Here is a 12,110-nt window from a genome sequence, read left to right as displayed (position 1 = left end):
CAGATCAAGGTAACTGTTATACGGGAGACGAGGGCTGTAGACTACGCTCGGTGACCACAATCCCAGGAGTGCTTCCCCGGTCATCCCGGGTCGTGCTGACCCGGGGACCGGGGGCCATCCGGACGCCCGTTATGGCGTCCGGTTGCGTATCGGCGTAGAATGATCAGCAGGAATCGCTTCGGGCCCGACGAACAGTGAACTAGAAGGCCGGGAGACGATGGTGAGGCCCGAACTTCCAAAAGAAGGTGATTGAGGTGAAAGAGGTGCGCGGAAGGGAGATAGACGGCTCTTCCAGTAGCGTTGGTCTCCTGGTTTCGATCCTGGTCAGGTACCCGGAGATATGCACCGTATCCTATGTTCCCGACGCCAGGTCTCTCGAGTTCTCCTTCATGGTTGCACGGGCGCTGAAACCTGAGGAATTCGAGGACTTCCGCACCAGGGCTCTCTCCAGCATATCGGTTTACCTGCATCTTCTTAGGCTCGAACAGGCACCCGTTGCCAAGATCGCCGCCTGCTACATCGACGGGATAACCCAGATTCAGATGACCCGCGACGTATCCACTCTCACCGGGGAGGAGATCTCCCTCCTGATTGGTCTGGTTCTCGAGGCCTTCGGTGAGGACCTGATAAAGGACCGTTCGGACGCGCTCGAAGAAGAGGAAATGGAGGTCCAGGAGGAGTTCATCGAGAACCTCCTCGCTGACCTGAAAGAAACCATGCAGGAAAAGAAACTCATAGGGTATCGCGAGGAGGGACGGGTGGTCGTGTTCAACCGACCTCTCGGTTCCAGCTGAGCCCGGGTTGAGAATATCGTGGAATAAAGCGGGCAGGATACCATCGAGTCCTGCCCCCTTGCGTTTGGGAGAGGGTCTTTTGATGCAGGTGGCAATGTTCGGAGACATCATGGGTCGGCCAGGCAGGACGTGGGCTATCCGGAAGATCGCGGAAGTGCGTGCCGGTGGCTTATGTGACTTCGTGGTGGCAAACGGGGAGAATGCGGCTGGAGGAATGGGGCTCACTCCTGAGGTCGCCCGGGAGCTTCTTGATGCCGGGGTGGATGTGATCACCACGGGAAACCACGTATGGAACAAGAGGGAGATGGCAGCCTACCTGCCCATCGAACCCAGAGTCCTGCGGCCTGCGAACTACCCCAGAGCTGTGCCGGGCTCTGGGTTCCATATCGTGAGAAACCATGGCTACCGCCTTGCTGTCATCAATTTGCAGGGGCGCGTGTTCATGGACCCCATAGACAGCCCATTCGAGATTGGTGACGCGGTGGTGGACATGGTGGCCTCGAGTGCAGATGCCATCGTCGTGGATTTTCACGCCGAGGCTACTTCCGAGAAGCAGGCTCTCGCGATTCACCTTGATGGGCGTGTATCCGCGGTTGTGGGGACACACACTCACGTCCAGACGGCTGATGAGCGGGTGCTTCCAAGAGGTACAGCTTACATAACAGACCTGGGCATGTCGGGCCCGATTGACTCGGTGATCGGGATGGACCCCGACACGGTCCTGCCGAGATTCCTCACCGGGTTGCCCACCCGATTTAACGTCGCCCGAGGTCCCGTAGTGGTGGAGGGAGTGATCATCGACATCGACCATGCTACGGGCAGAGCCAGGTCAATCCAACGCGTCCGGGAAATAGCTGAATGAGTGCGTAGTACGGCCACGTCAAGAGGAGGAATTTTGCACTGGACGACTAATAAACTGAAGCGGCACAGGGTTTTGAAACGCGATGTCAGGAGGTAGGCGTGATGGAGGTACTCAAAGTCTCCGCCAAATCCAATCCTAACTCAGTTGCGGGTGCGCTGGCAGGCGTGATAAGGGAGCGTGGCGGTGCTGAAGTCCAGGCGATTGGGGCCGGAGCCATCAACCAGGCTGTCAAGGCTGTGGCGATAGCCCGCGGGTTCGTCGCGCCCAGCGGTCTTGACCTTGTCTGCGTACCCGCCTTTGTGGATGTCATGATTGATGGGGAAGAGCGCACGGCGATCAAGCTCATCGTTCAGCCCAGGTAGTGTAGCAGACCCGTGCTGCTGCCCGGACAAGAGCCCTAATATTCTCATAAATGCCGGGAGGTTTGGGGCCGGCCGAACTCGCGGCATTTTCTTTTGCCCATTATTCACCCAGTGCCCGACTCTGGATACAACTTCTTGGAGGTATCCAGCCGGGAAAGGAGAAACAGGAACCCCACATGGGGAGGTGGAGTCAAAGCGGAAGAGGGGTCTTAGATGCGGGAAGGGGACAAGGCGGTAATACGCCCCCTGGTCGAGTCGGATCTCCCCAAGCTTGCGGCCTGGGACCAGGACCCTGAGATCGCCCGTCTGATGGGGGGGACCCCCAGAGACGGAGCGGCCTCAAGGGAGAGGTACCAGAAGCTCATGCGCGACCGCAACAGCGTGGCCATGGCCATCGAAGGGCCGCACGGGGACCTGATCGGGGAGATCGAGCTCACGGAGATTGCCTGGAGGAGCGGTGACGCTGAACTGATCATACGCATAGGAGACCGGCGATTCTGGGGCCGAGGCTACGGGACAGACGCAGTCGCTGCGATGCTCGATGTAGCTTTCGAGGAGATGAACCTGAGACGGGTCTACCTGAGGGTCTGCGAGGACAACCCTCGTGCCACCAAATGCTACGAGAAGTGCGGTTTCAGGCGTGAGGGCGTGGTGAGTAGACGGCTGGGGGACGGCCAGGAACCCCGGGTGATTGTCCTGATGACCATCATGAGAGAGGACTACCTGCGACTGAAGGTGGCATCCTGAGAAGGCCACTGCCCTCGTGACTCACACCTTTGGAGAGGGTTTCGACCCTCTCCTTTCCTTTTCGTGTCTCCGCGTGTTCGCATTGAAAAATATGGGCGATTCTATGCGCGATCTTGAAGGAGAACCGCTAGCGATGGCGAACAGATACGCCGAAGTGGAGGAAAGTGGATCAAAGTGGTGGGATCGCGGTGTTCATAGGGGAGTACAGGCACTCTCTGGACGACAAAGGACGCATCATAGTCCCTTCCAGATTCCGCGAGGAGCTGGGCGGACACTTCATAGTCACCAGAGGGCTGGACACTTGCCTCTTCGGGTTTCCCGAATCGGAGTGGAGGAACCAGGAGCAGAAACTCGCGAGCCTTCCCATGACTCTAGCCGACGGCCGTGCGTTTTCGAGGATGTTCTTCTCGGGCGCATCTGAGTGCGACATAGACAAGCAAGGACGGGCGCTTATCCCCAGCCATCTCAGGGAATACGCGAAGATCGAGAGGGACATTGTCATCATAGGAGTCTCAACTAGATTCGAAATCTGGGCCGCAGCCCAGTGGCAGGTCTACCTCGACAAGATGTCCCAATCCTACGAGAGTATCGCGGAGAAGCTGGTATCCTTGGGCTGATCGCTGCTTCCCGTCCGGAGTTGAGCAAATGGATTACTCGCACCGCCCTGTGATGCTGAACGAGGCCATACGGTACCTGGCGCCCGCACCGGGCGGAACCATGGTCGACTGCACCATTGGCGGGGGCGGCCACGCCACCGTGATTGCGGACCTGTTGGGAGAGGATGGTACCCTGGTGGGGATGGACCGGGATCCGGACGCACTCCGGGCTGCACGCGAGGCCCTGAAATCCGCGCCTTGCAGGGTGGTGCTGATCCGCGCCAACTTCCGCCACCTGCCACAGGCCCTCGCGGACGCCGGAATAGGTAGGGTAGATGGGGTGCTCTTCGACTTCGGGGCCAGTTCGTACCAGTTTGATGAGGTTGGGCGGGGTTTCACATACAGGGAGGATGCGCCGCTCGACATGAGGATGGACCCGGAATCTGGACCGACCGCGGCGGACCTCGTGAACTCCCTCCCCGTGGACGTGCTCGCCGAGATCATCAGGGAGTATGGCGAGGAGAAATGGGCAGCTCGTATAGCCGCGTTCATCGCGCAGGAGCGAGAGTCTCGGCCAATCTCCACCACCGGAGACCTGGTCCGCGTCATCAAGGCGGCAGTGCCGAGAGGGGCGCGGCGGGACGGGCCGCATCCGGCGCGCCGCACTTTCCAGGCTTTCAGGATCGCAGTCAATGATGAACTGAAGAGCATCGAGCAAGGGCTCGCAGGTGCACTGGCAGTGACGGTTCCTGGTGGACGCGTGGTAGCTATATCCTACCATTCTCTCGAGGACAGGCGGGTCAAGGAGACCTTTCGCGCCGCGGAGCGCCCGTGCGTCTGTCCACCCGAAATGCCGGTATGCGTGTGTGGAAGGAAGCCAACAGCGAAGGTCCTGACGCGGAAGCCAGTGACACCGTCTGCTCAGGAAGTGCTGGACAACCCGCGAGCGAGGAGTGCCAGACTGAGAGCCGCGATGAAGGTTCTAGGCGCACGAAAGGATGAATAGGCATGGAAACAGCGTATGCAGGGCAAAACCCCAGCGCAATGCGGAGGATAGGTGAATACGGGGCGAGGAACACCAGGAGGAGGGCACGCCGCGCCGCGAGGTTCATGGTCACGTGCGCGCTGGTCACATGTGCCGCCATGGGTCTTCTCGTATCCTATCTTGTACTGCGTGCTGAGATCGTTCGGGCGTGCGACCGGCTTTCCCATGCCAATGCAAGGCTGCAGTCGCTCCGCAATGAGTGGGACCGCCGATCCTTGGAACTGTCCAGGCTCACTTCACTGGACCGGATAGACACAATCGCCCGCACCAAGCTGGGGATGGTAAACCCACGCGAGGTAGGGGTGGTTGTCGTTGATGCCAGGCCTCTCATCGCCGCCGTGGAGTCCCAAGGGCCCGAGTCTCACGCCCTTGGGGAGCCCCCGACCGTCCTTGCCGGGGCGGTCTCATTCCTCGAGCAGATGGCGGTGGCTGCAGCGTCCAATCTCGTTGCGGCCTGGTTCGCGCGGGCGCCGGTTCCGCTGCCCTCTGTGCTTCAATAGGATCCGATCTGTCTGGGGGCACTGGAATTGACGGAGATTGCTGTGTCGAGAAGGCCTGCCTCCTCGGTCGTGGTCAGGAGGAGGATCTACTTCATCTTCTTCCTGGTGGGCTTCGCTTTCTCTTCTCTGGTTCTCAGGCTTGCGTGGGTCCAGATTGTTCAAAACTCGGCTTTCCGCAGGCTTGCGTTGGAGCAGCGAATGAGGCCGGTCCCCGTAGACCCCAAGAGAGGAACTATCTACGACCGCAAGCGGCGAGAGCTCGCGGTCAGCATGAGCGCAGATTCCATCTATGCCATACCAGCCGAGATCTCTGACCCTGTACGGACTGCGCGGAGCCTCGCTCCAGTGCTCGGGATGAGCGAGGAGGCGCTGCTCAGACTGGTTACACAGAGACAGCAGACTGTATGGCTCAAGCGAAAGGTGGGCCCCGAGGTTGCCAGGGCCGTCCGTGATCTGGGCCTGCCTGGCATTGGAGTGAGCGAGAGTGGTCAGAGGTTCTACCCCAAAGATACTCTGGCGGCTCAGGTCCTGGGAATCGCGGGCACCGACAACCAGGGTCTTGAGGGGTTGGAGAAATTCTATGACACATACCTCCGTGGGGTCAGAGGGCAGGTAGTCGCGGAGCGCGACGCCACAGGGAAAGAGATACCCGAGGGCAGACACTCATACGTGCCTCCTTCGGACGGCATGAGCATCGTCCTCACGATAGATGAGGTCATTCAGTACATATGCGAGCGCGAGCTAGACAGGGCGATGCAAGATACGGGTTCCGTACGCGGGCTGGTGCTGGCGATGGATCCGAGGAATGGCGAAGTCCTCGCCATGGCGATGCGCCCCGCTTTCAACCCCAACTCGTACAACGATTATCCGGCCCAGTTCAGGCGCAATTTTGCAGTGTGCGACATCTACGAACCGGGCTCTACGTTCAAGGTGGTGACCGCGGCCGCCGCCATGGAGGAAGGTATCGTCAGCAGCACGTCGCAGTTCTACGACCCGGGATATCTGAAGGTCGAAGACAGGATACTCAACTGCTGGAAACCGGGCGGGCACGGGTCTCAGACCTTCATTGAGGCCACCGAGAACTCCTGCAACCCTGTTTTCGCCACCCTCGCCCTGAGGTTGGGCACGGATAAGTTCCTCCAGTACATGAGGGCTTTCGGGATCGGTGAGAAATCCGGGATTGATTTCCCTGGAGAGGCCACCGGCTTGATGCACCAGCCCAAGTCGATAGGCCCGGTCGAGCTCGCAACCTACGGATACGGGCAGGGTGTGTCCGTGACTCCACTGCAGCTGCTGAACGCATTGTGCGCCGTTGCCAACGGCGGGGTTCTCATGAAGCCGATGCTGGTCCGCGAGGTGATCGACCTGAAGGGAGCCACCGTGGCCAGATTCTCCCCCACCAGGATCAGGCAGGTCATATCCGAGCGTACGTCCCGCGAGCTCGTGAACATCCTTCAGTCGGTGGTGGTCAATGGTTCGGGGACGAGGGCTGCGGTGCCGGGGTACGCAGTCGCGGGGAAGACCGGGACTGCGCAGAAACCTGAGGCAGGACGGTACGGTGACAAGCGGATAGCGTCCTTCATGGGCTTCGCGCCGGCCAATGACCCGAGAATCGCCGTTCTGGTTGTGCTTGACGAGCCGTCGGTTCCGGTGAAATTCGGCGGGGTGATAGCGGCGCCCGTATTCCAGGCAGTGGTCGAGGATAGCCTGAGATACATGGAGATTCCTCCGACATACGCTCTTGGGTCGGTAGCCCCTCCGGAGCCAGCCCAGGTCACCGTCCCGAACGTCACGGGCATGACCGGGGACGAGGCAGCCGCGATCATGTACTCCGCCAGGCTCGGGATGAGGGCAGAGGGTACCGGGCCGATCGTGACAAACCAGGTTCCGAAGGCCGGCTCGCAGGTGAATGCGGGGACCACCGTCATCGTTTACTTCGGACATGAGGAGCTGTATAATCTTGAAAGCATTGAGGTAGAGGTGCCGGATGTCACTGGGAAGACTCTGAAAGAAGCGGCGCTTGTCCTCGGCGCGAGAGGCTTGGGTGTGGCCCCCAAAGGCAGCGGCATCGTACGAAGCCAGGACCCGCCGGCTGGGACACGTGTCAGGAAGGGCACGGCCATTACCATATTCCTAAAGGACTGATCCAGGTGGCACGGAGGACTCTCGGAGACCTGATCCAGGAAGTGCAGGTCCAGGCGACTCGTGGGGACCTGGGTACCGTCATATCCCATGTCACCTACGATTCCCGGGATGTGGCGGGGCCCGGCGCGCTCTTTGCGGCGGTGCCTGGCCTCCATGTGGACGGGCACAATTTCATACCTCAGGCGGTGGAACGAGGCGCAACCGCCGTTCTGGTCTCTCGGGACGTCCAGGTGCCGGATGGAGTGGCAGTGGTCCGGGTGGCAGACGCCCGTGCCGCGCTCGCAGAGATCTCCCGAACGTTCTACGGTGACCCCTCGGCGCGCTTGAAGGTCGTGGGGGTTACCGGAACCAAGGGCAAGACCACGACCACGCACATAATAACGGCCGTCCTGGAGGCCGCAGGACACGGTGTGGGCCTCATCGGAACGGTCTCTTACAGGACGGGGCTGGGCGTCCGGGCAGCGCGGAACACCACGCCGGAGGCGTCAGACCTTCAGGCACTCATGGGCGAGATGGAGGCCGCAGGTCAGACCCACGCCGTGATGGAAGTGTCATCCCATGCAGTGGCGCTTGACAGAATCGCCCTGGTTGATTTCGACGTGGGGGTCTTCACCAACATAGGCCACGACCACCTTGACTTCCACGGTACCATGGATAATTACATTGCGGCAAAAGCCGCTTTCTTCCGTTCTCTCGGCAGATACGGGAGGCGTCAGGGGAAGCCATGGCCCAAGCGTGCGGTGATAAACGCGGATGACGCACACTGGCATGCTATGGCCCAGGCGGCGGAGGAAGCCGGCGCACTGGTCACGACGTATGCATGCGGCCGGCCGGCCGATTTTCGGGCAGAGGACATCTCTCTGGATGCGTCTGGAATCCGATATCGGATCACCCGTGCTGAACCGCCGGAGCGGGCGGAGGTCAAGTCTCCGCTGCTGGGCAGGTTCAACGTGAAGAACACTCTGGCCGCTATTGTAGCGTGTACATCGATGGGGCTTGATCTGGGCCTAGCTGCAAAAGCGGTTGAGGGGTTCTCGGGTGTGCCCGGAAGGTTCGAGTCTGTCCGGACGGGGTTGGGCTTCTCTGTGGTAGTGGACTACGCGCACTCCCCCGACAGTCTTCAGAGTGTACTCGAGACTGCACGAGACGTGGCCCGGGCCAGGGTGATATGCGTATTTGGGTGTGGCGGCGACCGGGACCGAACCAAGCGCCCACTCATGGGCAGGATCTCTGGGGAGATGGCAGACTACACGATAGTTACGTCTGACAACCCCCGCAGCGAGGATCCGGAGGCGATCATCACAGAGATCGTGGCGGGCGTGGGTTCCGCCCCGCACGAAGCGGTCACTGACAGACGTGAGGCCATTCGCCGCGCAGTGAGGATGGCCCGCGCGGGAGACTTGGTACTGATTGCTGGGAAAGGGCATGAGACCTATCAGATCTTCCGAGACCGTACCGTGCATTTCGATGACAGAGAAGAAGTCCGTGCAGCACTCGGGGAGATGGAGATGGATGCTGGGGTATGACCTTTCCGAAGTGGCGCGCGCAGTGGGCGGAAGCCTGCTTGCTGGGGCGCCATCGGGTGAAGTGAAGCATGTGACAGTTGACACCCGACTGGCCGGGGAAGGGTGTTTGTTTTTCGCTCTTCGCGGCGAGCACGCAGACGGCCACGATTTCCTGGACCAAGCTGTCGCTCGGGGCGCGGTCGGGGCGGTTGTCTCCGTCCTCCCCAAGTTCGAAGCGCCGGAGCAGTTCGGGCTCATCCTCGTTCCTGATACCTTGTCTGCACTCGGGCGTCTCGCGGCCTACCACAGGTCACGTCAACAGGCGAAGGTGGTGGGAGTGACTGGGAGTGCTGGCAAGACCACCACGAAGGACATGATCGCATCGGTGCTCGAGACTGAGCACAGAGTCCTGGCCACCTCCGGAAACATGAACAACGAGATCGGAATGCCTCTGACCCTTCTCGGGCTACGCCCCGACCACGATGTGGCCGTGGTAGAGATGGCGATGCGCGGCCCCGGACAAATCGCTGACCTGGCCCGAATTGCCCGACCCGACGTCGGAGTCGTGACGAACGTGGGAGACGCACACATTGAGTTTTTCGGGACCAGAAACGGCATAGCCCGAGCGAAGGGTGAACTCATCACCTCGTTGCCAGTTTCAGGCCTCGCGGTACTCAACGGGGACGACCCCTTCACTCGAGAGATGCGGACATGGACCAGTGCGCGGTCCATCCTGTTCGGCTTTGCCGAAGGAAACGATGTCCGGGCGGATGAGATACAGACGGGCGAGGCAGGAGTGTCGTTCTCACTCATCGTAGGCGGTGAGCCGCTGGACGACACCAGGTTCACCGTTCCGCTGCCGGGCCGGCACAACGTCCTCAATGCATTGGCAGCGCTGGCAGTAGGCGTTGAACTGGGAGTTAGCCCTGGTTCCATGGCCTCCGGACTGCTGGCATTCACTCCCTCCGACAAACGCATGCATTTCGTCTCGTCCTCCTCAGGCTACACAATAGTGGATGACACGTACAATGCCAACCCCGATTCCATGAAGTGTGCGGTGACTGCTGCTATCGAGTACGCCGCAGGTCGCCGGGTTATTGTGGTATTCGGGAACATGCTCGAACTCGGCGGAAGGGCGGAGGCAGCCCACCGGGAGGTGGGAAGGCATGTGTTTGGTTCCCACATCGACGCCATCATCACTGTTGGAGATCTTGCGGCCATTGCCGCCCGGGCCGCGGTGGACGCAGGCATGGACCCCAGGCGCGCAGTTGTGTGTGCCACCAATCGCGAGGCCGCCCTGGCCGTCGCCTCCATGGCTGAGCCGGGGGACGTGGTCCTGGTAAAGGGATCAAGGGGAATGCGGATGGAGGAAATCGTGTCTGCCCTCGCGGGAGAGGCCAGGACTGAATCGGGTGGTCGCCCGTGACATTCATGCTCTGCGCCGCAATTATCTCGTTGACCTCGAGTCTGCTGGTAGCTCCGGTGATCATCGCCTACCTGAGGAGGCTCAAGTATGGGCAGGTGGTCAGATCCGACGGTCCCGCTTCTCATCTCAAGAAGTCCGGGACGCCCAGCATGGGAGGGGTCATTATCATCCTCGCCACGCTTGTGGGGTCCGTGTCGGCCTCTCCGGGGTTCCAGACACTGCCCTGGGCTTTGTTCCTCATGACGTCGTTCGGGCTGGTCGGTATGCTAGACGACTACATCTCGATTGTGGCAAGGAGATCCCTTGGACTCAGGGCCAGGCAGAAGCTTCTGTTCCAGCTGCTACTCGGGGCGATTCTGGGGGTTTACGCGTACTTGGAGCCAAGCCTCGGGCCCACGGTGGCAGTGCCGTTCACTGGTGGCATCAGGTTGGATCTGGGCTTCTGGTACATTCCGTTTGCCGCGATCGTCGTGACAGGCGCGTCCAATGGAGTCAACCTCACTGACGGCCTGGACGGCCTGGCTGCTGGGGCCTCGGCAGTTGCGGCGTTTGCGTACTCCGTAATCGCCTCGTCTTTGGGCTCCTGGGAGATGTGCGCGTTCGCCGGGGCCCTCGGTGGTGCGTGCCTCGGATTTGTATGGTGGAACGTCTACCCGGCACAGGTCTTCATGGGGGATACCGGGTCTCTTGCACTCGGTGCCGCCCTCGGGTCCCTGGCCATTTTGACCAAGACTGAGCTGGTGCTCTTCATCGTCGGAGGCGTCTTTGTCGCGGAGACCTTGTCCGTGGCGGCTCAGGTGATCTCGTTCAAGCTCACAGGACGCAGAGTCCTCCGAATGGCCCCGCTCCACCACCACTTCGAGCTGACCGGGCTTGCGGAGACACAGATCGTCGTGAGGTTCTGGATCGTCGCTGGTGTGTTCGCGGCTATAGGCTTCATGGGGCTATAGTAACCATGGGTTGCTCGGGAGGAGACACATGGGTGATCGACGAGGGCTTCCGGACCTCCTCATCTTCATGGCCACTCTGGCTCTTTTGGGGACCGGAATCATAATGGTCTTCAGTGCGAGTTCGGTCACGGCCTATCACGAACTCGGGGACCCATACTACTACCTGAAGCGCCAGTCGCTGTGGGCGGCCATAGGCATGGTCGCCCTGGTTATCACCATGAACGTGAACTACAAGGTCTGGGCCAAGTTCGCCGTGCCCATGGTAGTGGTGTCCGTTCTGATGCTGGCACTCGTGGTCGTTCCAGGGGTTGGAGTGCTGGTGGCGGGATCTCGGCGGTGGCTGGGCTTCGGCCCGTTGCGGGTGCAGCCTTCGGAACTCTCCAAGCTCTCCCTTGTGATCTTCCTCGCGTGTTATCTATCTACCTCCCCCGAGAGGGTCCGGAGCTTCTGGCGGGGGATCGTGGTGCCGCTCATCCTGGTGGGGGTGATGGCAGGCCTGATCATGTTGGAGCCGGACCTCGGTACCACAGTGGCGATAGGTGGCGTCACCTGGTTCATGCTCCTTGCGGCGGGGGCGAACTCCGCGCACTTGATCGGGATGGCGGGCTTGGCCGTGCCTGCGGTCCTGGTACTCGCGTGGATGGAGCCCTACAGGTGGAGGCGGCTCACAGCTTTCCTGAGGCCTTGGGACGATCCCCTGGATTCGGGGTTCCATATAATCCAGTCTCTTCTGGCTCTCGGTTCGGGAGGCCTGGTTGGACTGGGTCTGGGCTTCTCGAGGCAGAAGTTCTACTACCTTCCCGAACAGCACACGGACTTCATATTTGCCATCATCGGGGAGGAACTCGGGTTCATAGGCACGGCGGGAGTCGTGGCTCTGTATATGCTGTTCGCGTGGAGGGGATTCCGAACCGCAATGAACGCCCCTGATACGTTCGGATCGCTTCTTGCGGCGGGCGTGACCATCATGGTCACTTTGCAGGCGGTCATTAACATCGGAGTGGTCACCGGAAGCCTCCCGGTCACCGGGATCACTCTCCCCTTGATCAGTTCAGGTGGGTCGTCCCTGGTCCCGATGCTCGCGGGAATCGGGATCCTGCTCAACATCTCCCGGTACGTGGGGCAGCGATAGGTCGCCGGGCGCGGAAGGTGGTAGACGGTGAAACGAACAAGGTTCC

12 protein-coding genes are annotated in these 12,110 nt (G+C 60.7%); all 12 read left to right on the top strand.

What is annotated here, in order from left to right; translation table 11 throughout:
- Positions 1 to 254: 254 nt before the first annotated feature.
- The 12 genes from NUW23_06125 to ftsW all read left to right on the top strand — a co-directional run bounded on the left by NUW23_06125 (position 255) and on the right by ftsW (position 12,064).
- Positions 255 to 794: a hypothetical protein gene (locus tag NUW23_06125; protein ID MCR4425755.1), complete on the top strand. Its 540-nt coding sequence runs from the start codon at positions 255 to 257 to the stop codon at positions 792 to 794.
- A gap of 82 nt (positions 795 to 876) precedes the next feature.
- Positions 877 to 1,656, top strand: a complete 780-nt coding sequence (locus NUW23_06120) for a TIGR00282 family metallophosphoesterase (GenBank protein MCR4425754.1) — start codon at positions 877 to 879, stop codon at positions 1,654 to 1,656.
- 101 nt (positions 1,657 to 1,757) lie between these two features.
- A complete protein-coding gene (locus NUW23_06115) occupies positions 1,758 to 2,018 on the top strand; it encodes a stage V sporulation protein S (protein MCR4425753.1) in 261 nt (86 codons plus the stop codon).
- Between the two features lie 213 nt (positions 2,019 to 2,231).
- A complete protein-coding gene (locus NUW23_06110) occupies positions 2,232 to 2,765 on the top strand; it encodes a GNAT family N-acetyltransferase (protein ID MCR4425752.1) in 534 nt (177 codons plus the stop codon).
- Between the two features lie 188 nt (positions 2,766 to 2,953).
- Complete coding sequence (gene mraZ, locus NUW23_06105) at positions 2,954 to 3,382, top strand: division/cell wall cluster transcriptional repressor MraZ (GenBank protein ID MCR4425751.1); 429 nt, start codon at positions 2,954 to 2,956, stop codon at positions 3,380 to 3,382.
- Between the two features lie 28 nt (positions 3,383 to 3,410).
- On the top strand, positions 3,411 to 4,367 hold the full coding sequence (gene rsmH / locus NUW23_06100) for a 16S rRNA (cytosine(1402)-N(4))-methyltransferase RsmH (protein ID MCR4425750.1): 957 nt from the start codon (positions 3,411 to 3,413) through the stop codon (positions 4,365 to 4,367).
- Positions 4,368 to 4,369: 2 nt separating this feature from the next.
- Entirely contained in the window at positions 4,370 to 4,906 is a 537-nt protein-coding gene (locus NUW23_06095; GenBank protein MCR4425749.1) for a septum formation initiator family protein, read from the top strand.
- A 27-nt stretch (positions 4,907 to 4,933) separates the two neighbouring features.
- Positions 4,934 to 7,051 (top strand): penicillin-binding transpeptidase domain-containing protein, encoded by a 2,118-nt coding sequence (locus NUW23_06090; GenBank protein ID MCR4425748.1) that lies wholly within the window; start codon positions 4,934 to 4,936, stop codon positions 7,049 to 7,051.
- 5 nt (positions 7,052 to 7,056) lie between these two features.
- The gene (locus NUW23_06085) at positions 7,057 to 8,577 is read left to right on the top strand and encodes a UDP-N-acetylmuramoyl-L-alanyl-D-glutamate--2,6-diaminopimelate ligase (protein ID MCR4425747.1); all 1,521 of its coding nucleotides are present in this window, start codon (positions 7,057 to 7,059) and stop codon (positions 8,575 to 8,577) included.
- On the top strand, positions 8,564 to 9,982 hold the full coding sequence (locus tag NUW23_06080) for a UDP-N-acetylmuramoyl-tripeptide--D-alanyl-D-alanine ligase (protein ID MCR4425746.1): 1,419 nt from the start codon (positions 8,564 to 8,566) through the stop codon (positions 9,980 to 9,982). Before NUW23_06085 ends, NUW23_06080 begins: the two co-directional genes overlap by 14 nt.
- Positions 9,983 to 9,987: 5 nt before the next feature.
- Positions 9,988 to 10,932 (top strand): phospho-N-acetylmuramoyl-pentapeptide-transferase, encoded by a 945-nt coding sequence (gene mraY, locus NUW23_06075; protein MCR4425745.1) that lies wholly within the window; start codon positions 9,988 to 9,990, stop codon positions 10,930 to 10,932.
- 28 nt (positions 10,933 to 10,960) lie between these two features.
- Positions 10,961 to 12,064, top strand: a complete 1,104-nt coding sequence (gene ftsW, locus NUW23_06070) for a putative lipid II flippase FtsW (GenBank protein ID MCR4425744.1) — start codon at positions 10,961 to 10,963, stop codon at positions 12,062 to 12,064.
- Positions 12,065 to 12,110: the final 46 nt, after the last annotated feature.

The organism is Bacillota bacterium, from assembly GCA_024655925.1.
Classification (GTDB): Bacteria; Bacillota; DTU025; order DTU025; family JANLFS01; genus JANLFS01.
The sequence above is the reverse complement of the archived record's forward strand: the minus strand, read 5'-3'. Positions and strand labels throughout refer to the sequence as shown.

Coding starts and splice junctions, on each gene's coding strand:
- NUW23_06120 (MCR4425754.1), top strand. CDS start 877: ATGCAGGTGGCAATGTTCGGAGACATCATGGGTCGGCCAGGCAGGACG.
- NUW23_06110 (MCR4425752.1), top strand. CDS start 2,232: ATGCGGGAAGGGGACAAGGCGGTAATACGCCCCCTGGTCGAGTCGGAT.
- NUW23_06080 (MCR4425746.1), top strand. CDS start 8,564: ATGCTGGGGTATGACCTTTCCGAAGTGGCGCGCGCAGTGGGCGGAAGC.
- ftsW (MCR4425744.1), top strand. CDS start 10,961: ATGGGTGATCGACGAGGGCTTCCGGACCTCCTCATCTTCATGGCCACT.
- rsmH (MCR4425750.1), top strand. CDS start 3,411: ATGGATTACTCGCACCGCCCTGTGATGCTGAACGAGGCCATACGGTAC.
- mraY (MCR4425745.1), top strand. CDS start 9,988: ATGCTCTGCGCCGCAATTATCTCGTTGACCTCGAGTCTGCTGGTAGCT.
- NUW23_06095 (MCR4425749.1), top strand. CDS start 4,370: ATGGAAACAGCGTATGCAGGGCAAAACCCCAGCGCAATGCGGAGGATA.
- NUW23_06115 (MCR4425753.1), top strand. CDS start 1,758: ATGGAGGTACTCAAAGTCTCCGCCAAATCCAATCCTAACTCAGTTGCG.